This is a genomic window from Pseudomonas glycinae (genome assembly GCF_001594225.2).
GTDB lineage: Bacteria > Pseudomonadota > Gammaproteobacteria > Pseudomonadales > Pseudomonadaceae > Aquipseudomonas > Aquipseudomonas glycinae.
Genome location: NZ_CP014205.2, coordinates 1,277,041 through 1,296,637 on the forward strand (window position 1 = coordinate 1,277,041; position 19,597 = coordinate 1,296,637).

The window sequence follows — 19,597 nt, forward strand, 5'->3', positions numbered from 1 at the left end:
GCTCCCGATCAACCCGTCGAGTACCTGCGCGTTTGAACATCTTCCGTCTGACACCTGCCGAGCCCACGCCTGCCGAGCGTCTGCAAAGCGAAGCCCGCGACTGGCTGATCCTGCTGACCTCCGGCCGCGCCACGGTCGCCGACGCCCGAGCGCTGCGCCAGTGGTGCGCCCAAAGCCCCGAACACGCCCGCGCGTTTGAAGAGTGCAAGGCGTTGTGGCACCTGCTGCAACCAGCGGCGGAAGCGACGCAAGCGACACGACGGTTTGGACGCCGGGCCTTTCTCGGCGGCGCGATTGCCGCGTCGGCCGCGTTCCTGCTGGTGCGCGGCACGATTCCGGGCGGGTTCTCCGGGCTTGGCGCTGATTACATCACCGAAGTCGGCCAGCAACGTCGCGTCGAACCGGCCGATGGCCTGAGCCTGGAACTGAACACCCAGACCCGTATCAACCAGCGTTCGGTGGATGAGGGCGTGCAAGGCTTTGAACTGGTCAGCGGCGAAGTCGAAGTGCAGACCGCACGACTGCCGATGGCGATGCAGGCCGGTGGCGGCTGGCTGCGGGCGAGCAGGGCGCGGTTCAACCTGCGCAACATTGATCAGCAGGTGTGCGTGACGTGCCTCGATGGCGCAGTAGAAGTGGAAGTTGAAGGCCGCAGCCTGCGACTGGAACCGGGGCAGCAATTGACCTATGACGCGCAACAGGTCGGCACCGTGCAAAGCGTCGACACCGCAGCGGTGATGAACTGGCGTCAGCAGGTGCTGGTGTTCAACGGCGCGACCCTGAGCCAGATGATCGACGAGATCAACCGCTACCGCCCAGGCATGTTGCTGCTGCTCAACCGCGAACTCGGCCAACGCCGCGTACAGGCGCGGTTCTCCCTCGATCAACTGGCCGGCGTAGGCGCATTGATCCGTGACGCCTACGGCGTCAAATGCACCGAGCTACCGGGCGGCGTAGTCGTCCTCAGCTAACTACACAACACCCACAAACACCCTAAAACCCTGTGGGAGCTGGCTTGCCAGCGATAGCGGTATGTCAGGCAATGAAATGTTGGATGTGCAGGCCCCATCGCTGGCAAGCCAGCTCCCACAGGTTTTTGAGGAGGCAGGACTTACTGCAACGGTCCCATGACTTGCCGATACTTCTCCACCCCCTGCGCCGTCTCCCGAGTCAACCGCACCTCCAACCCCAACGGATCCTCCCGCCGATTTCCACTCAACTGCCGCCACCCCTTATCCATCTCCCAAACCCGCACCTGCAAATCACTCACCTCACCCAACACCGCCACCCCCGCAGTCGGCGCAGGCAACGGATAGCGACTGCGCGCCGGCGCCACCGCGCGATACAACGTGTCCCCCTTGAGCCACCAGCGCACCCGCTGCAAAGCCCCCGGCTGATCCGCCGCGCTCCGAATGATGTCCAGCCGAAACCCCTTGCTGTCACTGCTGCGCACCGTAAGCACAGGCGGTGCCGTCGCCGGTTCATCCTCAGTGCCGACCTTCTTCGGCTCCGTAAGCTCGACCCCCGCGCGCATCTCCACGTCTCGCTGCATCTGATTCAACGCCCGCAGCAGACTGTCACTCTGCTCACCACTGGCCTGCAAATGGCTGTCGGCGCGGGTGACACTGTCCAGCCCCTTCCAGGCAATCAGACTGACCACCGCCATCAACAGAATCGCGACCATCACCTCGATCAGCGTAAAACCGTGTTGTCTGTTCATTGCACGCTAATCCGGCCCGAAGCATCGCGCAGCACACTCAACCGATTGAGCCCGTCAGACAGCGTCAACTGTAGCGGCGGATTGATCCACTCCGCGTTCAGCACCACTTTCTGCTTCGGCTCGACCCGCACCTCCAGCTTCGGACTCTGCCAGGGACGCGGCCGCAACTGCGGGTCCCGATCGAAATGATCAAAACCCTTGCCACTGTCACTGCGCCGACTGAACCGAAACCCCTTGCCATCGCTCAACCACGCAATCGGCCGACCATCCGCGCGAGCCTCAGCCTGGGCAATCTGCAGCAACTGCGCCACGCGCTCGGCGTCCTTGCGCAGCAACTGCAACGGATCGGGCTTGATACTCAAACTGATCGCCGCACTGGCGATACCGATGATCACCAGCACCACCATCAACTCGATCAGCGTAAAACCCTGCTGTCTGCACCGGTTCATCGAATGCGCACTCCCTTGCGTCCAGCCCTCTCCCAAAAAACCATCCTGCACGGCCAACATGTAAGGCGTGTGAAATAAAACCGTGAGAATTGCCGCGTAGTCTGGTCACCGGGACTAAAAGGAGATTCAGCCCATGAGATACACCGCACGCTTTTCACCCCCCCAACTCATCCAGGCCGCCGCACTGCTGGCCGCCCTGGTCGGCATCGCCACCTGGTCATCCCTGCTCCTGACCACCGCCGAATCCCACACCCCGGCGGCCACCCCGCAACTGCTCGCGGCGCGCAGCGATAACCCGGCATTGCAGTGGTTTTCAAACCGCACGGCGCCGGTGGAGATCAAGGTGAGTGGGGTGATGGCGGGGAGTCGCGGGGCGGTGGCGATACTCAGCCTCAATGACGGGCCGCCGAGGAGTTTTTTGCAGGGGGAACGGGTGAGTCCTGGGGTGAAGTTGGTCGCGGTGGAGGGGGATGGGGTGGTAATTGAGCAGGGTGGGGAGAGGGTGAGGTTGGAGGTGGAGAGGTTGGGGGAGGGGGTGGAGATGCCTAGGTTGGTTAGGCCGTGATCAGTGAGGTCTGCACAAAAAAATAGTAGCCATTTAATGTCATACCGTTGAAAATCTCTTGACCGTCGTAACTCAATGGATGAAATACCTTATGGAAATAGGAACGATCGTAAAAATCATCATGGCTATTGGCGCGATGATCGGTGTAGCAAAAATCTTCTATGAACTTTCCTCCAGCAGTAAGTTGAAACTGAGGGAAGAGTATAAATTTGCGAAAGAATTTCTCGCCGATCTAGATGAAGAAGTACCACCTCATCACCTTGCTGTTGAACGAGGCTACTACGCCTTGGCGGGAACCTCTTCTATTCAGGTTTCCGATATTAAGTACCTTATTTCACTCTCTAATCCTAACAAGTCTTTGAGCGATTACGCGCTTTCAAGGCGGTACGTAGAGTTAAATAAAAAGGTTCATAGGATTGAGTTTAGGTCAAAGTACCAGAATCGTTTTTCTAGAGTCTGGAGGAAATCATTTTATCTTCTTATTTACATCTTGGCATCCCTGTTGGCAATGTCCCCCCTTCTGCTTGCGGCACCCTTTAATCTTGGTCCGAAATTCATGCTGCTGGCGTTGGTTACAATCCCAGGCTGTGGTTTTTTTGCATTTGACGCGTTACGCAGTTGCATGAAAATCATGAGGGGTGAAGCTTTAGTCAAAGATCAGGAAAAACATGTGCCACTTATCATCGTGAAGAACGATAAAAAGATAATATAAAACAAAAAAAGAGGCGATAAAGGTAGAGAGCTGCGTTTTCTGTCTCGTTCTGAAAAATAGCTTGCGATCATTTTCTATTGGGTTTTTCGATGACTCCAGAACATAAGTTTCACTCATATGTAACAGTCGCAACCGTGATTTTCATGTTTTATGTTATTGATTTAGTTGTTCCGCGCCTGACTTTTTCACCTGAGCTAAATCAATACATCAAACCGGTGGTGATCATTTTCTCCACTGTCGGGATTTACAGGGCCCTTGCGGCGCTAGTTGTTGGCTTAGCAAAGCGTTGGAACTGGGTAAAGCGCTGGTTGCTTGGCGCGCACTACCTTGGGGGCACTTGGGTCGGAAGCTTCAAGTCTGCTAGTGGAGAGACAATTCGTACGGTAGAACATTTCGAGCAGTCTCTTTCGAAATTAAAAATCCGAGGGCAAGCTTTCAATGAATTTGGTGAATCATACGCATTATGGAACTCAGTCTCAGAGAATATAGACGCAGTTTCCGGACTCCTGACATACACTTACAATTGTGACAAAGATAGCGAAAAGTATTCGTTCCAGGGTATTGGCGTGTTTCATTTTCAGCGCGCCGATTCTACATGTGCCCCGACGAGTATTCGCGGATATTCCGCAGACTTGACCGACGGAAAGAGAACTGATAATGAGGAGCGGAAGTATTCAGACAGATTAATTGCCTTTAATGAAGTTTTGCGTGCCATAAAAATCTAGTCGGTGGTTCGGAAGATAAACTCAATAAGGGCGAGTGGATATTTCTTAAGTACAAGGTTTTCCGATCAAATTGTTATAATTCTCAAGAGTGCAAGTTGAATGACGAATGGTACAAAACCAAAGGTGGCCGCTACAGAGAAAGGTCATATTTCGCCAACTATTTGGGCGCTTGAAGAAGCATTCCCAGACTTGACTCACTTGCTTCAATCGTCTGTACTTCATGCGCATGATAAAAATGAGTTGGTTGTACTAGACACCAATGCGCTGCTGCTGCCATTTGTAATGGGCGGTAGACAATTTGGAGCAATTAAATCGACGTTTGCTAAATTAGCTAAAGCAAAAAGGTTGTTTGTGCCTGGGCGAGTGCTTCGGGAGTATATATCAAATCGGGATCGCAAAATTTCAGATATTTTGAAAGATGTTGAAGCCAAAGCCAATGGTGTAAATAACGGGATGATTAATTTACCTGATTTTTTTGATGATCTCCAAGAGGCGGCCCCTGCTCTAAACGCAATAAAAAAAATTCGCCAAGCAAATAATGAATACTCAGAGTCATTGCGCAGTTTAGTAAAGACCATGAAGGCATGGCGCGGGAATGACCCTGTGAGTTCGGCCTATCGCGAAATTTTTGTGGGTGACGCCGTAGTTGATCCAGCTTTTGAACGAGGCGAGGTAGAGAGAAAATGGAAAGAGCGAGTAGCATCTAAAATTCCACCTGGATATAAGGATGCAGGCAAAGCAGATTCGGGTATTGGGGACTTTTTAATTTGGCTTAGCATTATTGAAATTGGCAAGAAAAAAAAGCAAAATCTCATATTTGTGACAGGTGAGGAAAAAGCTGACTGGCGTGTAAGGAGCAATAATAAGGGGATTTACCTCAGGCCTGAATTAATTGATGAATACCGCAGAGAGACTGATGGAAGAAGCCTCGAATTATTAAGTTTAGGTGAGCTGCTCAGCCGTGAAGGTGTAGAGAAGGACGTAGTAGCGGCAGTGAAGGATGCCGAATCCTCAGTTTCTACCAATGAGACGTTAAGACTGAACTATTACGAGAATATTGTTGAGTTTGACTATTCGACGTGTAATGGCGAACTGTCAATCAAGGTGGCAGATAAGGCAAGCTTTAAGTTGCAGTTCAGCAAGGCAAGTGATGAAAGAATTTATGTGTATGCAGTTCCTGGAACAAAAGTAGCTCGAGTGAAACATGTGTCTAGGGATGAGGTTTTAGTGTTTGACTCTTTTGACAGTAGTTCGCGAGTATACGCTGTAGGGGTGGCAGAGGTTTTTCTAGTTAAAAATTTCGACGGAAGCATATTGGCTGCTAAAATAATAGAGATTAAAGATGACACTCGCGATTCTGATGAGGATGGTGTCACCTTTATTTATCGAACATTTGCTCCTGGAGTTACGGTGTACGCCCCGTAGGATTAAATAATCTTACTTTTGATAAGTGGTTGCTAAATAAGGCGGTCATGGGGGGGAGGCAACTAACCGGTGTTGGTTAGAAAGGAGACTGGTTTATTTTCCGAGAATATTTTGGTCATGCTATAGAAAATAGTTAATAAGGCTTCGTTGGTCAAGGTGCAGAAATGAAAAAATTTAGTAATTTTTTTTACAAAGAAGATTTTGATAGTCCAAGCTCTCCACCAAGTTTGCATATGCGAAATGTTGCTTTGGTTTGTTTTGGCGTGATACTGGTTTCTGTTCTTTCGTATGCTCTGGTTTTGATTTTAAAGACCTGGCCAATTGAAGAGTATTCAATAGCGAAGGCTGGAACTTTTGGAGATAGTTTTGGCGCGTTAAATAGCTTGTTCACGGGTCTTGGTTTCGCTGGACTACTTGTCACGATTTTCCTACAGCGCGAGGATATAAAGCTTACAAGAATGGAGCTTTCCGAAACTCGCACTGAAATAAAGCTTCAGAGCAGAACTTTTCAGCAGCAACAGTTTGAAGAGTCGTTTTATCGCCTTCTTACGCTTTATAAAGAAAATCTAAGTCATCTATCAATAAGATCGGAGGCGGCAGTAGGTGAACGAATTTATGGAATTGATGCGCTTAGTGTTCTTCAGCAGAAATTTGATGAGGCTTGTGCCGCGCACCGTATGTTGATTTTTCCCTTTAATCCTGAGGGGGATGATCAGGAAGATTACATATATTTACTCTATAAAATTAGTAGTGCAATCTTCTTTCGACAAACAAGATATACCGAGACGTTGAACACAATTTTGTCTTTGGTTGAGGATGATTGCTTTTCGCCAGAAAGGCAGGAGCACTATCTTAATATATTGTCTTCTCAGTTTACTATCTATGAGGTGAAGTATCTGTTTTATCAAGCTTTTCTGAATCCGAACTACAAAAGATTGCGCTCTATTATTTCAAAGTCGCCGTCCTTCCGAGAACGCTTTTCTTCGTCAAGCATTCCTCCGAGCCATTTTAAGAGCTTTGAGCTTTTATGGGAGGTGCGTTTGGTCCAAAAAGAATTTAATTCTGATCGGCTTTTTTCAAGTGATCGTTTTAGAGCTGCGCGGAAGCGAGCTGCTCAACGTCGTCAAAAAAAACGGGGCGTTGATGGGGTAAGGTTTGTATGAGTAAAGTGGAGTGGCGTATATAGTTATAATTCAATTTTGGGTGTGAGAAGGATATGGCTGCTAATCGTCCTACAAATGAACAAATAATCGCAGCGTTAAATAAGTCCGGATTTCTCTTTGAGCAAGAAGTTGCGACCGCTCTGGAAGAGGAGGGGTTTCATGTTGAAACATCTTGGCCCTATTTGGACCTGGATACGAAGAAATCTCGGGAGATCGACCTTCGTGCGGTGAAAACTTTTCTTCATGATGAGGAAAGGAAAATCCAAGTTTTTGCAGAGCTTCTAGTTGAATGTAAAGACTCCAGTTGTCCTTTTGTTTTTTTAGAACGCCCTAAGAATAAACGTGAATTGGTCACGCTTCGTCCCAAAGAGTACATTTTTCCTTGTAGGTTTTATCGAGAAAATATTGGTCCTAACTCCTTTAGAGAAGTGCCTGCGTTCAGTCATTTAGGGCTTGCTTCATCTCACTACTATTTTCAATCCCCGAACAAGGCTACCCAGTTCTCGAAAGTCGTAAGAAAAGGAAGCGACTGGGTTGCTAATCATGACGGAATTTATGACTCGATATTTCTTCCAATGGTTAAAGCTTTGGATATGCGTCTTAAATCCCTTGGTTTAAATAATACGGGCGATTGGCGTGTTGTATGGTTGGTTTTTCCTGTGGTGGTGCTGCGCGATAACTTGATGTCACTTACTCTAGATGGTGAGGAGAAAACTTTAACGGAGCGAGGCAGGATTACATTTGTGCGTAATTTAGATTCGGATATTCTAAAAGGTGACTATCTTGTTGATTTTGTGACATCCCATTATTTACGAAGTTACCTTGAGTCCGATGTCGGGCGTTTTGCGACCGCCGTTGCGAATCTTAGTGTCTCATCTCCCGCTCTAATTAGAGGTGACAAAGTACTTAAGTAAACCCTCAGAAGGCGGTGCTTACCTTTAAGTAAATCGACCCCTTTGTATCAGTAGTAAACTGTCTGGCGGAGGAGCGAGAGATATTTATTACTGCAAGTGTTGGCTACGAATCGACAAACCTGAAAACCTAGGACGACATCGAAATCCTTTTAAAATAGAGCTCTTCATTTGGCCGAGGCTGTCAATTACGACTGACAACCTCGGCCATTTTCTTTCCAGCTATTGATCTACAGCGCTCAGCCGCTTACGCCTTCACCTCAACATGATCCAACGCCTGATTCACCGCCAGCCCCGCAACCATAACCACCTGCGCAATTCCCAGCGCAGTCTTGCGGTGCGCAGGCTCCAGGATTGCGGCGAAGTTGCTGAGCATTTCGCTGGCGGAGCTGAGCGATTCGCAGGCGTTGGCCAACAGGGATTCGCTGTTGTAGGCGGGGTTGGCCAGGAACATGGGGTCGTGTTTGGTGTGGCTGCCCATGATGCGTTGTTGCGGGGTGAGGTAGTGGTCGAGGGCGCGTTCGGCGGCTTCGTTGAGGGTTCGGGAGTCGGGGAATTGGTAGGGGGAAACTGGGTCGGTTTCTGGTGGGTTTGGTGTTGGTTTGATCATAGATGTAACTCCTCATGCTTCAAAAAGGGAGGCCATCCAATTTCGCTACCAAACGAAGGTGGCGGCCATGCTCAGGTTGGTAGACCGGCACATGAGGAACCCGGCGCACCCGAAGGTGCCCTGTGCATGACCACCATAAAGCCGAGACGAAACGACGCCGCGAATGGTGATGCTGTGCAACTCTCATGTGCGGGCTACCAAACCCGATCACTGGTTTTCAGTGACCATGGAACGATAAGACCCGCGCACTAGACGCACAAGCCGGCGGATTCTGGCGTAGTCGTAGGCAATGACGCAAGGCGTTGTAGCCTTGAGGAAGTAACGATGGGTGTCTTTAAACAGCATTCAAAAAATCGGTTAAACAGGCTATCGGCTCAGCGTCCGTTCGTGCGGTAGAGGGAGGCAGCCAGTGATCGAGAAGGGTGAAAAACCAATACAAGAGAAATGACCGTTGGTCGTAAACATCCGAATACCTGTCAGATCTGACAGGTGACGCTTCCTGCGATCCTCGATTGAATCACTCCGTCAAACCAAACCCACGAAACGGAGTTACTGACATGTCTACATCCAAGTCCAATGCCACCGCGATCGTTTCTATCAAGGATTCCAAGGGTGAAGTACATGAAGGCGGAGTGACCCCTGATACCCGTGTGACAGTCGCAGGTCTCGCGGAACCAGGGACAACAGTTGAAGTGCGTGATGGAACAATCTCGAAAGGTAATGTCGCTACCGACGTAACAGGGAATTGGCAAATGCTCATAAAAGGGCTGGCCGTGAGCGTGCACAGCATCACCGCCTTAGCTGGCGGATCTGTGTCAGCTCCCAGAACATTCACTGTGGTTGAAAAGTAGAGAAAAGATTCAATGGTTAAGTGACGATCGGGAGATTTCAGGCGCGAAGTTCTCAAGGATCCCGATCTCTCCCCTCGGGCCTGGCGTTTGAGCAGGCCCGAGCTATGGGGTTTCCGGGCGACTGAGCAACGTTTCAATCCGCGCCAGCGCCGGCGCCTCCTTGCTGCGATCAAAAACCTGCACCCCCACTTTCAACAACCGCCCAATCTCAGCCCCCCCAATCACCTGCTCACACCGCAACAACAACCGCCCCTGATCACACTCCATTGCCTTAACCCCCATCGGCAACCGCCCCTCCAACCGCAATTCCGCCATCCGACTCTGCGCCGCAATCATCGCAATCGAGCGATCCCGCAATATCCCGCTGCTCTGCGTCATCAACCCCGCCACCCGCACAGCAGCGGACATGGCGACGGCGATGATCGCCAGCGCGACGAGCACTTCAATCAGGGTGAATCCGGCTTGCGGGGAGGGGGTGCGCATCGGGGGCTCGGGCAGTCGGGCAGCCCTTGACGCTAACGCCCGTGCTTGACGGCTTGACGACGAAAACACCCGAGGATTTTCAACATCCCTGACATATCTTCTTGCAACACTGCGCGTCGAATCGAATCAAGCCAGGGAATGACGAGATGGATATCGCGCAATTCAAACAGCCCAATCGACCGAGCCGGATGCCCCGTGGGCAGCAGGGTTTCACGCTGATCGAGATCATGGTGGTGGTGGTGATTCTCGGGATTCTGGCGGCGATGGTGGTGCCCAAGGTGCTCGACCGGCCGGATCAGGCGCGGGCCACGGCGGCGAAGCAGGACATTGGCGGGTTGATGCAGGCGCTGAAGCTGTATCGCCTCGACCACGGCACTTACCCGAGCCAGAGTCAGGGCCTGAAGGTGCTGGTGGAGCGGCCGGCCGATGCGAAGAACAGCAACTGGCGCTCGTACCTGGAGCGTCTGCCGAATGACCCGTGGGGTCGTCCTTATCAGTACCTCAATCCCGGTGCCAACGGCGAGATCGACATCTTTTCCCTCGGCGCCGACGGCCAGCCTGACGGCGACGGCGTGAATGCCGACATCGGTTCCTGGCAGTTGTAAGGCCGGTCATGAACAGCCAATCGAAACAGCAGGGGATGGCGATCATCAGTGCGCTGCTGATTGCGGCGGTGGTTGCGGTGATCGCTGCCGGCATGCTGACGCGCCAGAGCGTTTCGACCCGTGCGCTGGAGGCCGAACAACTGCGCGTGCAAGGCCGTTGGGTGTTGCACGGTGGGTTGGAGATCAGCCGGCAATTGTTGTGGGATGCGCGGCAGCGTGATCCGCTGACCCGACTCGATCAACCCTGGGCGCAGCGGTTGAACACCCAGGGTTTCGAGGGGCGGCTGGAGGACGAGCAGGGCAAGTTCAACCTGCGCAATCTGGTGGCCAACGAGCGGATCGATGACGCGCAGGTGCAGGCGTTCGAGCGTTTGTGCGAGTTGATTGGAGTCAGCATCGGCTTGAGCCGGCGCATCAGTCAGCGGGTGATCGGCTCTTATCCGCACCTGTTGAATGCCCAAGTGGTGGACAAGCCTGTGGCGAAAAATACGTTCGACAGCGGGCGCGCCACGTCGCCGTCCGCGTCGCGCAAACCGCAATCGCCGACCTTGCCGATGCTGCGCACGCTGGACGATTTGCGCAGTGTCGACGGGGTCAACGATGCGCTGTTGGCGAAGCTCGCGCCGTACCTGACGGTGATTCCGGCGACCACCTGGCTCAACGGCAACACGGCCACGGCGCCGGTACTGGCGGCTTATGTGCCGGGGCTGTCGCTGGAGCGGGCGCAGGCGTTGATCAATGAGCGTGACGCCGGGCGCTGGTTTATCAATCGCGGGGATTTCGTCAACCGTCTGCGACTGCCGCAATTGGAGATCACCAGCGTCAAGGTCGGTATCACCAGCGACTGGTTTCGGCTGCGTGGGCAGGCGCGGCGCGATCAGCGACGAGTGAGCCTCGATGCGTTGTTGCATCGCAGTCAGGATCGTTTGCCGCAAGTGATCTGGTCGCGGGTGGGCGTATGAGCCAGTTGCGCGTGAGTCTGCCGCCGCTGGCGGAGCTGAGTCTCGACAGTGAAGTGGAGTGTGTGTGGCTGGATCGTCAGGGGCAGGTTGTTCGCCAGGAACGCATGCGGCTCGGCGCGCTGCCGAAGCAACCGTTGGTGTGTTTTCTGCACCCGTCGGACAGCCTGCTGGCGAGCATTGATCTGCCGCCGCTCCCCGCGAACAAAACTGCTGCGGCGGTGCAATGTGCGGCGCAGGCCTTGATGCTCGGTGACAGCGCCGAGATGCACATCGCCCACAGTGCCCGCAATGAAAGCGGCCAGGTGCAGATTGCCTGGGTGGCCCGCAAGGATTTGCAGCACCTCGGGCAATTCGGTTTGAACATTAAAGGCCTGTACCCGGCGGCCTACAGTTTGCCGGTGATGGCGGGCGGCGTCGGTTGCCTGCACGACGAGCATCTGTTGCTGCGCCACGGCCCGAATGCGGCGCAGGTGCAGCCGATGATCGACGAAGCGTGGCTGCTGGAAACCGGTCTGCCGGCGCACTGGATCGGTGACGGCGCGCCTGAGGCGGTGCAATCGACGTTGGCCGACATACAGCAACTCGCCGGCCCGTTGCCGAACTGGGGCCTGCACGGCGGCCTCCAGCAACCGGGCACCGAATATCGCGGCTGGGGCAGGGCGCTTGGTTGTTGTGCGCTGGCGCTGGCGGTGTGGGTGATCGGTTTGAACCTGTACGCCGCCCGCGAGGCCGGGCAGGGCCAGCAGCTCAAGGCGCAGATGGCGCAGCGGGTGAAGCAGGCGTTCCCCGAGTTGCCGGTGATCCTCAATCCGCTGCAACAGGCCCGTCAGCAAATCGCGGCGCGCCAGCAAGGCGCGGTGGATGCGCCGGGGCAGGATTTCACGCGGCTGGTGTCGCAGGCCGGCAGCGGCATGCCGTCCATGGCCGGTGCGGTGCAGCGGCTGGAGTTTGTCGACGGTGCGTTGCAATTGAGCTTGCTGCCCGAGGCCCGGCGTTCGGGCAACGACAAGGATTGGCAAGGCACGCTGGCCCAGGCCGGCATCAGCATCAGCCCGAATGACGACGGCTGGGTCCTGCGCCCGGCCGGCGAGGCGACCGCCGCCACCGACAACGACGACAGCAGCGGAGCCGAAGATGAATAGCCCATCGCTTGCGAAATTCCGCGCCGGCTGGCAGCACTTCAACGCTCAGTTGCAGGCCCGTTGGCAGCCGTTGGCGTTGCGGGAAAAACGCATGGTTGGCGGCATGGCGGCGCTGTTGCTGGGGCTGTTTGTGTGGGTGGCGTTGATTCAGCCGCCGCTGAAGAAGATCGCCGCCTCGCAAGTCGAAACCCCGAAACTGCGCGCCCAGGCCGAAGCGCTGGAAGTGCTGTTGCGCGACGTCAGCGTGCGCCCCGACGGGCAGAACCTGGAGCAGTCGCTGCAACAGACCTTGCAGGCCAGCGGACTGGGCGGCCACTACCAATTGGCGGCCGCGTCCGCCAGCTGGCAGTTGACCTTCGACGCGGCACCGGCCGACGCGGTGCTCGACTGGCTGCTGAGCCAACCGCGGAATTTTTCACTGCAAGTGGTCGAAGCCCGTCTGCAACGCGCAGACGCCGTCGCGACCGATGACACCGCCGGCACTCTGTCGGGCACCGTACGCATGGATCAGGCGCTGGGCGCTAAGGAAGCTTCATGAAGGGGTCAGGATCCAAACGCATGGCGTTGCCGATGCTGTTGATGGCATTGAGCGCGTGCAGCAACACCACGCCACCGAATCAACCGCCGCTGCTGGTGGACAGCGAACTCGGCCGGCCGCTGGCCAACACCCAGCGCAGCGGCGACGCGGTGCTCGACCGCGAGCGGGCGCAGGCCCAGGTAAAACCGGCGCCGAAGCAATTGCACAACATCACCGAACGCGCCCGCAGCGGCGGTTCGGCGCGGGGCACGACGTTGCCGGCCAATCCGTTGGGCGATCAACCGGTGACGCTGAATTTCGTCGATGCCGATATTCAAGCGGTGGTGCGGGCGTTGTCGCGTTCCACCGGCCAGCAGTTTCTGGTCGATCCACGGGTCAAGGGCAACCTGACGCTGGTCTCCGAAGGGCAGGTGCCGGCGCATCAGGCCTACGACATGTTGCTGGCGGCGCTGCGCATGCAGGGTTTCAGCGTGGTCGATGTCGGCGGTGTGGCGCAGGTGGTGCCGGAGGCCGACGCCAAACTGCTCGGCGGGCCGATCTACAGCGCCGACAAACCGGCCGGCAATGGCATGCTCACTCGCACGTTCCGCCTGCAATACGAGAATGCGGTGAACCTGATTCCGGTGCTGCGCCCGATCGTCTCGCCGAACAACCCGATCAACGCCTATCCGGGCAACAACACCATCGTCGTCACCGACTACGCCGAAAACCTGACGCGGGTCGCGCAATTGATTCAGGGCATCGACACGCCGAGCGCCATCGACACCGATGTGGTGCAGATTCAGAACGGCATCGCCGCCGACATCGCGCCAATGGTCGCCGACCTGCTCGACGCACCGGGCAACGATCCAACGCAGAAAATCGCGGTGATCGGCGACCCGCGTTCCAACACCATCATCATCCGCGCCGGCAGCCCCGAGCGTACGGAGCTGGCGCGCAACCTGATCTACAAACTCGACAACGCCCAGAGCAACCCGAGCAATCTGCACGTGGTGTATCTGCGCAACGCTCAGGCCGGCAAACTGGCCCAGGCCCTGCGCGGTTTATTGACCGGCGAGAGCGACAGCGGCACCAGCGACAATGCGCGCTCGGTGCTCAGCAACATGGGCAGCTCCACCAACTCGGGCGGTGGGCAGAACGGCCAGAGCGGTGCGCAAAGCAACGGCAGCACCTCGACCACCAACAACGGCAGCACCGGTGGCAGTTACGCCCAGGGCAGCAGCGCCACCAGCGGCAGCAGTAATGCGCAAAGCAGCGAACAGAACGTCGCCTTCAGCGCTGGCGGTGTGACCATTCAGGCGGACGCGACCACCAATACCTTGCTGATTTCCGCGCCGGAACCGCTGTATCGCAACCTGCGCGAAGTCATCGACCTGCTCGACCAGCGCCGTGCCCAAGTGGTGATCGAAAGCCTGATCGTCGAAGTCGGCGAGGACGACGCCAGCGAATTCGGCGTGCAATGGCAGACCGGCAACCTCGGCGGCAAAGGCGTGATCGGCGGCGCCAACCTCGGCGGCTCGGGGATCAACGTCAACGGCAAGACCAGCCTCGATGTGCTGCCGCAAGGCCTGAACCTCGGCTACGTCAACGGCACCGTCGATATTCCCGGGATCGGCAAGATTCTCGACCTGAAAGTGCTGGCCCGGGCCCTGAAGAGCAAGGGCGGCACCAACGTGCTGTCGACGCCGAACCTGCTGACCCTGGACAACGAAGCGGCGAGCATTTTCGTCGGCCAGACCATCCCGTTTGTCAGCGGCAGTTACGTCACCGGCGGCGGGGGCACCAGCAACAACCCGTTCCAGACCGTGACCCGTGAAGAGGTCGGTTTGAAGCTCAACGTACGTCCGCAGATTTCCGAGGGCGGCACGGTCAAGCTCGACATCTATCAGGAAGTCAGCAGCATCGACGAACGCGCCTCGGCGGCGGCCAATTCGGCGGGGATCGTCACCAGCAAACGCGCGCTCGACACCAGCATCCTGCTCGATGACGGGCAGATCATGGTGCTCGGTGGTCTGCTGCAGGACGGCTACAGCCAGAGCAATGACGCGGTGCCGTGGCTCTCGAACATTCCGGGGCTGGGCGCGCTGTTTCGCAACGAACGCCGCTCGATCACCAAGACCAACCTGATGGTGTTCCTGCGCCCGTACATCATCCGCGACAGCGCGGCGGGGCGCAGCATCACGCTGAACCGTTACGACTTCATGCGCCGCGCTCAGGGCGGTCTGCAACCGGAGCGCAGCTGGGCGATGCCGGACATGCAGGCGCCGCAATTGCCGGCCACTGCCCAAGGCGTGCCAGCACCGGTGTCCGGCCCGCGCGCGACGATCAAAGCGGTGCCGCTGCAATGAGCGCATTGCCTTACGCCTGGGCCAAGGCGCAGCGGATTCTGCTGCGCGACGGCGTGCTGACGGTGTGCCCGTCGACGCCGGGCTGGTCGATCAGCGAGGTGCGGCGGCAGTTCGGCGCGGCCAGGCTTGAGCGGGTGCGCGATGACGAACTCGACGGCTTGCTCGCCACGGCCTACGCCGACACCGGCAGCGCGGCGGCGGTGGTTGGCGCGGCGGAAAACGAAGTCGACCTCGACCGCCTGATGCAGGACATGCCGGAAATCACCGACCTGCTCGACACCCAGGACGGCGCGCCGGTGATCCGCATGATTAACGCGTTGCTCACCCAAGCGGCGCGGGACGAGGCCAGCGACATTCACATCGAACCGTTCGAAACCCATTCGGTGGTGCGCTACCGGGTCGATGGCACCCTGCGCGACGTGGTCTCGCCGCGCAAGGCATTGCACGGTGCGCTGGTGTCGCGGATCAAGATCATGGCGCAGCTCGATATCGCCGAAAAACGCCTGCCGCAGGACGGCCGCATTGCGTTGCGCGTAGCGGGGCGGCCGATCGACATTCGTGTCTCAACCGTGCCCACCGGTCATGGCGAGCGGGTGGTGATGCGTCTGCTGGACAAGCAGGCCGGGCGCCTGCAACTGGAAACCCTGGGCATGGACGCGCAGGTGCTGGCCAAACTCGATCACCTGATCCGCCAGCCCCACGGCATCGTGCTGGTCACCGGCCCGACCGGTAGCGGCAAGACCACCAGTCTGTATGCAGCGCTGGCACGACTGGATGCGAGCACCAGCAACATCCTCACTGTGGAAGACCCGGTGGAATACGACCTGCCGGGCATCAGCCAGATTCAGGTCAACGCCAAAATCGACATGACTTTCGCCCTGGCGTTGCGGGCGATTCTGCGGCAGGACCCGGACATCATCATGATCGGTGAGATCCGCGACCTCGAGACCGCGCAGATCGCGGTGCAGGCTTCGCTGACCGGTCACTTGGTGCTCGCGACTCTGCACACCAACGACGCGGTGTCGGCAGTCAACCGCTTGGTCGACATGGGCGTCGAGCCGTTTCTGCTGGCCTCGTCGATGCTCGGCGTTCTGGCCCAGCGCTTGGTGCGGCGGCTGTGCAATCAGTGCAAACAGGAAGACCCGGCGACGCCCGGCACCTGGCGCCCGGTCGGTTGTGCGGCGTGCAATCACACCGGGTACAGCGGCCGGACCGGCATTCATGAATTGTTCTGCATCGATGACGACATCCGCACCCTGATTCACCAAGGCGCAGGGGAGCAGGCGTTGCGTGCGGCGGCGAGCAAGGCCGGGATGTTCAGCCTGCGCGAGGACGGCGAGCGCTGGATTCGCAGCGGTGCCACGGCGCCGGAAGAAATCCTTCGTGTGACACGGGACGCCTGATGAATCGCTATCGTTTTGAGGCCGCCGATGCCAGCGGCAAGATCGAGTCCGGGCATTTGGAAGCGGAGAGTCAGGGCGCGGCGTTTGGCGTGTTGCGCGGTCGGGGTTTGACGGCGTTGTCGGTGGAGAAGGAAAGCAATGTCTCCCAGCATGGCGGCGGTGGATTGTTCAGCGCCAGGCTCTCGGATAACGATCTGGCGTGGGCCACCCGCCAGCTGTCGAGCCTGCTCGGCGCCAGTCTGCCGCTGGAAGCTGCGTTGAGCGCCACGGTCGAGCAGGCCGAGAAAAAGCACATCGCCCACACCCTCAGCGCCGTTCGCGCAGACGTACGCAGCGGTATGCGCCTGGCCGAAGCGCTGGCGGCGCGGCCACGGGATTTTCCGGAGATTTACCGGGCGCTGATCGCGGCGGGCGAGGAGTCCGGCGATCTGGCGCAGGTGATGGAGCGGCTGGCGGATTACATCGAAGAGCGCAACAACCTGCGCGGCAAGATTCTTACCGCGTTCATCTATCCGGGCGTGGTCGGGCTGGTGTCGATCGGCATTGTGATTTTCCTGCTGAGTTATGTGGTGCCGCAGGTGGTCAGCGCGTTTTCCCAGGCGCGGCAGGATCTGCCGGGGCTGACGCTGGCGATGCTCAATGCCAGTGATTTCATCCGCGCTTGGGGCTGGTTGTGCGCGGGCGTCATGGCCGGTGCGTTCTGGAGCTGGCGTCTGTATCTGCGCAATCCGGCGGCACGCTTGAGCTGGCATCATCGGGTACTGAAGCTGCCGCTGATCGGGCGCTTTGTGCTGGGGCTGAACACTGCACGGTTCGCCTCGACGCTGGCGATTCTCGGCGGCGCCGGGGTACCGTTGTTGCGCGCGTTGGAGGCGGCACGGCAGACCTTGTCGAATGATCGTCTGAGCCTGAGCGTCAATGAGGCCACCGCCAAGGTGCGAGAGGGTGTCAACCTTGCGGCCGCGCTGAAAGTGGAGAACGTGTTCCCGCTGGTGCTGATTCACCTGATCGCCAGCGGCGAAAAAACCGGTGCGCTGCCGCCGATGCTGGAACGTGCGGCGCAAACCCTGTCCCGCGATATCGAGCGCCGGGCGATGGGTATGACGGCACTGCTTGAGCCGCTGATGATTGTGGTGATGGGCGGGGTGGTGTTGGTGATTGTGATGGCGGTGCTGTTGCCGATCATTGAGATCAACCAGTTGGTGCAGTAGTAGTGTGTCTGTTGGTTGGATGTTGTCTGTGCGGGCGCTATCGCTGGCAAGCCAGCTCCCACAGATTTTTGTGTTGGGAAGAAAATTGCATTAACAACACCGACCACTGTGGGAGCTGGCTTGCCAGCGATAGGGCCAGTCAGAGCAATAAATAATTCAGCATTTTTGCAAAGGATTCTCCATCACCCGAGCCTCGATCCAGCCATCCTCGGGTTCTCCTTTCTGTCATCTGCAACGGCCCTTCAAGGGCTGTGGCCGATTCCCCCGAAAAGCTTGCCGTAGACACTCCGCATAACCCTGAAAACACCCGAGAAAATCCCTCGAAAATCAGCCTGCACCTCCCGAGGTTTTTTCCTTTATCTGTCACCGGAAACTGCGAATTTCTCAGTGCGACTTAACCACGGACCCCGCAATGCGAAGGTCGGCGGTGAGTCTTCCCAGTGTCATGCAAGACCCCTGAAAACCTGTGTTCACACCCAACGTTGAAAAGGAGATTCTTCATGTTCAAGCGCACTCTGATCGCAGCTTCCCTGACCGTCGCTGCCCTGGCTTCCGCCCAGGCCATGGCCGCCAACGTAACCGGTGGTGGCGCGACTCTGCCTGCCGCTCTGTACAAAGGTTCTAGCAACAGCATCCTGCCAGCCAACTTCAGCTACCTGGGTACCGGTAGCGGCACCGGCAAGACCGCTTTCCTGACCAACAACTCGGCACTGTTCAGCACCACCGGTTCGGTTCACTTCGCCGGTAGCGACTCGATCCTCAGCGCTTCGGAAATCAGCACCTACAACACCAACTTCGGCGCTTCGTACGGCCCGCTGATCCAGCTGCCTTCGGTGGCCACTTCGGTTGCCATTCCGTACAAGAAATCCGGCCAGACCGCTCTGAACCTGACCAGCGCTCAGCTGTGCGATGCCTTCTCCGGCGCCAAAACCACTTGGGGCGATCTGCTGGGCACTTCCGACACCACGCCGATCCGCGTTGTTTATCGCAACGTTTCCAGCGGTACTTCGGAAATCCTGACCCGTCACCTGAACGCGATCTGCCCGACCAAATTCGCCACCAACTCCACCTTCACCAATGCGCGTCTGCCAGCCGGTTCGACCCTGCCTTCGAACTGGGTAGGCGTGGCCGGTACTGCTGACGTGGCCACTCAGGTCAACGCCGTTGACGGCTCCATCGGTTACGTCGGTCCGGACGGTGTGAACGCCGCCAGCAACGCAGTGGTTGCTCGCGTCAACGGCGTACAGCCAACCACCGCCAACGTTTCGCTGGCACTGGGTTCGGCGGCTCTGCCAACCACCCCTTCGAACCCTTCGCAGTGGGTTCCGGTTGTTCCTAACCCAGCCAGCGGTTACCCGATCGTGGCTTACACCAACTTCATCTTCGGCCAGTGCTACAAGGACGCCACCGTGGCCGCTGATGTCAAAGCTTTCCTGACCACCCACTACAGCAACCCGGGCAACAACGCTGCCACCATCGCTCACAGCTTCACTCCGGTTCCAACCAACTGGAAAGCGGCTGTGACTGCCAACTTCGTCACCAACACCTCGGGCAACAACCTGGACATCAACAACGCCAGCGTCTGCAACGCTATCGGCCGTCCTTTGTAAGCCTCGCTTCACGGCAATGAAATGGCAGCAGCCTTCGGGCTGCTGCCATTTTTTTTGGCCGATCTACACCTCGTTCATGAAGTTTGTGTGACATCCGTTCGGTCGCGGCCCCCGCCAACCGCCTATGTCGTAACAGCAGGGGCAAGCCGACCTGCGGCCTCATG

20 protein-coding genes are annotated in these 19,597 nt (G+C 57.1%); 16 read left to right on the forward strand and 4 right to left on the reverse strand.

Annotation, left to right across the window (positions count from 1 at the left end):
* The first annotated feature begins 32 nt into the window (after positions 1-32).
* Positions 33-971, forward strand: a complete 939-nt coding sequence (locus AWU82_RS05825; RefSeq protein ID WP_064381186.1) for a FecR family protein — start codon at positions 33-35, stop codon at positions 969-971.
* 140 nt (positions 972-1,111) lie between these two features.
* Here the strand turns inward: AWU82_RS05825 and AWU82_RS05830 are convergent, their stop codons facing one another.
* Both AWU82_RS05830 and gspH read right to left on the reverse strand, forming a co-directional pair.
* Positions 1,112-1,720 (reverse strand): type II secretion system protein GspJ, encoded by a 609-nt coding sequence (locus tag AWU82_RS05830; protein ID WP_064381189.1) that lies wholly within the window; start codon positions 1,718-1,720, stop codon positions 1,112-1,114.
* Entirely contained in the window at positions 1,717-2,169 is a 453-nt protein-coding gene (gspH, locus tag AWU82_RS05835; protein ID WP_011334577.1) for a type II secretion system minor pseudopilin GspH, read from the reverse strand. Before gspH ends, AWU82_RS05830 begins: the two co-directional genes overlap by 4 nt.
* Positions 2,170-2,302: 133 nt before the next feature.
* Here gspH and AWU82_RS05840 point away from each other — a divergent pair, with 133 nt between their 5' ends.
* From AWU82_RS05840 to AWU82_RS05865, 6 genes are all read left to right on the forward strand, one after another.
* Positions 2,303-2,734 carry a type II secretion system protein N gene (locus AWU82_RS05840; protein ID WP_064381190.1) on the forward strand — a complete coding sequence of 144 codons (432 nt, stop codon included), beginning with the start codon at positions 2,303-2,305 and terminating at the stop codon, positions 2,732-2,734.
* Positions 2,735-2,792: 58 nt separating this feature from the next.
* The gene (locus AWU82_RS05845; RefSeq protein WP_190241562.1) at positions 2,793-3,446 is read left to right on the forward strand and encodes a hypothetical protein; all 654 of its coding nucleotides are present in this window, start codon (positions 2,793-2,795) and stop codon (positions 3,444-3,446) included.
* An 89-nt stretch (positions 3,447-3,535) separates the two neighbouring features.
* Positions 3,536-4,171, forward strand: coding sequence for a hypothetical protein (locus AWU82_RS05850; protein WP_190241563.1), 636 nt, complete (start codon positions 3,536-3,538; stop codon positions 4,169-4,171).
* 99 nt (positions 4,172-4,270) lie between these two features.
* A complete protein-coding gene (locus tag AWU82_RS05855) occupies positions 4,271-5,596 on the forward strand; it encodes a PIN domain-containing protein (RefSeq protein ID WP_190241564.1) in 1,326 nt (441 codons plus the stop codon).
* A 164-nt stretch (positions 5,597-5,760) separates the two neighbouring features.
* A complete protein-coding gene (locus tag AWU82_RS05860) occupies positions 5,761-6,759 on the forward strand; it encodes a putative phage abortive infection protein (protein WP_190241565.1) in 999 nt (332 codons plus the stop codon).
* Positions 6,760-6,812: 53 nt separating this feature from the next.
* The gene (locus tag AWU82_RS05865; RefSeq protein ID WP_190241566.1) at positions 6,813-7,673 is read left to right on the forward strand and encodes a hypothetical protein; all 861 of its coding nucleotides are present in this window, start codon (positions 6,813-6,815) and stop codon (positions 7,671-7,673) included.
* 244 nt (positions 7,674-7,917) lie between these two features.
* Here the strand turns inward: AWU82_RS05865 and AWU82_RS05870 are convergent, their stop codons facing one another.
* Complete coding sequence (locus tag AWU82_RS05870) at positions 7,918-8,280, reverse strand: DUF6124 family protein (RefSeq protein WP_064381197.1); 363 nt, start codon at positions 8,278-8,280, stop codon at positions 7,918-7,920.
* Positions 8,281-8,837: 557 nt separating this feature from the next.
* On the opposite strand from AWU82_RS05870, the gene AWU82_RS05875 reads away from it, so the two are divergent.
* On the forward strand, positions 8,838-9,131 hold the full coding sequence (locus AWU82_RS05875; RefSeq protein WP_084776952.1) for a hypothetical protein: 294 nt from the start codon (positions 8,838-8,840) through the stop codon (positions 9,129-9,131).
* 102 nt (positions 9,132-9,233) lie between these two features.
* Here the strand turns inward: AWU82_RS05875 and gspI are convergent, their stop codons facing one another.
* Positions 9,234-9,614 carry a type II secretion system minor pseudopilin GspI gene (gspI, locus tag AWU82_RS05880; protein ID WP_064381198.1) on the reverse strand — a complete coding sequence of 127 codons (381 nt, stop codon included), beginning with the start codon at positions 9,612-9,614 and terminating at the stop codon, positions 9,234-9,236.
* Positions 9,615-9,760: 146 nt separating this feature from the next.
* On the opposite strand from gspI, the gene gspG reads away from it, so the two are divergent.
* The 8 genes from gspG to AWU82_RS05920 all read left to right on the forward strand — a co-directional run bounded on the left by gspG (position 9,761) and on the right by AWU82_RS05920 (position 19,433).
* Positions 9,761-10,219 (forward strand): type II secretion system major pseudopilin GspG, encoded by a 459-nt coding sequence (gspG, locus tag AWU82_RS05885; protein WP_025109838.1) that lies wholly within the window; start codon positions 9,761-9,763, stop codon positions 10,217-10,219.
* Between the two features lie 8 nt (positions 10,220-10,227).
* Positions 10,228-11,181, forward strand: a complete 954-nt coding sequence (gene gspK / locus AWU82_RS05890) for a type II secretion system minor pseudopilin GspK (protein WP_064381201.1) — start codon at positions 10,228-10,230, stop codon at positions 11,179-11,181.
* Positions 11,178-12,323 (forward strand): type II secretion system protein GspL, encoded by a 1,146-nt coding sequence (gspL, locus tag AWU82_RS05895; RefSeq protein WP_064381202.1) that lies wholly within the window; start codon positions 11,178-11,180, stop codon positions 12,321-12,323. The genes gspK and gspL overlap by 4 nt, the downstream gene beginning before the upstream one ends.
* Positions 12,316-12,861, forward strand: a complete 546-nt coding sequence (locus AWU82_RS05900) for a type II secretion system protein M (protein ID WP_064381204.1) — start codon at positions 12,316-12,318, stop codon at positions 12,859-12,861. Before gspL ends, AWU82_RS05900 begins: the two co-directional genes overlap by 8 nt.
* Positions 12,858-15,209 (forward strand): type II secretion system secretin GspD, encoded by a 2,352-nt coding sequence (gene gspD, locus AWU82_RS05905; protein ID WP_064381206.1) that lies wholly within the window; start codon positions 12,858-12,860, stop codon positions 15,207-15,209. Before AWU82_RS05900 ends, gspD begins: the two co-directional genes overlap by 4 nt.
* Positions 15,206-16,612: a type II secretion system ATPase GspE gene (gene gspE / locus AWU82_RS05910; RefSeq protein ID WP_064381210.1), complete on the forward strand. Its 1,407-nt coding sequence runs from the start codon at positions 15,206-15,208 to the stop codon at positions 16,610-16,612. Before gspD ends, gspE begins: the two co-directional genes overlap by 4 nt.
* Positions 16,612-17,823, forward strand: coding sequence for a type II secretion system inner membrane protein GspF (gene gspF, locus AWU82_RS05915; RefSeq protein ID WP_064381212.1), 1,212 nt, complete (start codon positions 16,612-16,614; stop codon positions 17,821-17,823). The genes gspE and gspF overlap by 1 nt, the downstream gene beginning before the upstream one ends.
* A gap of 500 nt (positions 17,824-18,323) precedes the next feature.
* Entirely contained in the window at positions 18,324-19,433 is a 1,110-nt protein-coding gene (locus AWU82_RS05920) for a substrate-binding domain-containing protein (RefSeq protein WP_064381214.1), read from the forward strand.
* Positions 19,434-19,597: the final 164 nt, after the last annotated feature.

Coding starts and splice junctions, on each gene's coding strand:
- AWU82_RS05830 (WP_064381189.1), bottom strand. CDS start 1,720: ATGAACAGACAACACGGTTTTACGCTGATCGAGGTGATGGTCGCGATT.
- gspH (WP_011334577.1), bottom strand. CDS start 2,169: ATGAACCGGTGCAGACAGCAGGGTTTTACGCTGATCGAGTTGATGGTG.
- AWU82_RS05840 (WP_064381190.1), top strand. CDS start 2,303: ATGAGATACACCGCACGCTTTTCACCCCCCCAACTCATCCAGGCCGCC.
- AWU82_RS05850 (WP_190241563.1), top strand. CDS start 3,536: ATGACTCCAGAACATAAGTTTCACTCATATGTAACAGTCGCAACCGTG.
- AWU82_RS05855 (WP_190241564.1), top strand. CDS start 4,271: ATGACGAATGGTACAAAACCAAAGGTGGCCGCTACAGAGAAAGGTCAT.
- AWU82_RS05860 (WP_190241565.1), top strand. CDS start 5,761: ATGAAAAAATTTAGTAATTTTTTTTACAAAGAAGATTTTGATAGTCCA.
- AWU82_RS05865 (WP_190241566.1), top strand. CDS start 6,813: ATGGCTGCTAATCGTCCTACAAATGAACAAATAATCGCAGCGTTAAAT.
- AWU82_RS05870 (WP_064381197.1), bottom strand. CDS start 8,280: ATGATCAAACCAACACCAAACCCACCAGAAACCGACCCAGTTTCCCCC.
- AWU82_RS05875 (WP_084776952.1), top strand. CDS start 8,838: ATGTCTACATCCAAGTCCAATGCCACCGCGATCGTTTCTATCAAGGAT.
- gspI (WP_064381198.1), bottom strand. CDS start 9,614: ATGCGCACCCCCTCCCCGCAAGCCGGATTCACCCTGATTGAAGTGCTC.
- gspG (WP_025109838.1), top strand. CDS start 9,761: ATGGATATCGCGCAATTCAAACAGCCCAATCGACCGAGCCGGATGCCC.
- gspK (WP_064381201.1), top strand. CDS start 10,228: ATGAACAGCCAATCGAAACAGCAGGGGATGGCGATCATCAGTGCGCTG.
- gspL (WP_064381202.1), top strand. CDS start 11,178: ATGAGCCAGTTGCGCGTGAGTCTGCCGCCGCTGGCGGAGCTGAGTCTC.
- AWU82_RS05900 (WP_064381204.1), top strand. CDS start 12,316: ATGAATAGCCCATCGCTTGCGAAATTCCGCGCCGGCTGGCAGCACTTC.
- gspD (WP_064381206.1), top strand. CDS start 12,858: ATGAAGGGGTCAGGATCCAAACGCATGGCGTTGCCGATGCTGTTGATG.
- gspE (WP_064381210.1), top strand. CDS start 15,206: ATGAGCGCATTGCCTTACGCCTGGGCCAAGGCGCAGCGGATTCTGCTG.
- gspF (WP_064381212.1), top strand. CDS start 16,612: ATGAATCGCTATCGTTTTGAGGCCGCCGATGCCAGCGGCAAGATCGAG.
- AWU82_RS05920 (WP_064381214.1), top strand. CDS start 18,324: ATGTTCAAGCGCACTCTGATCGCAGCTTCCCTGACCGTCGCTGCCCTG.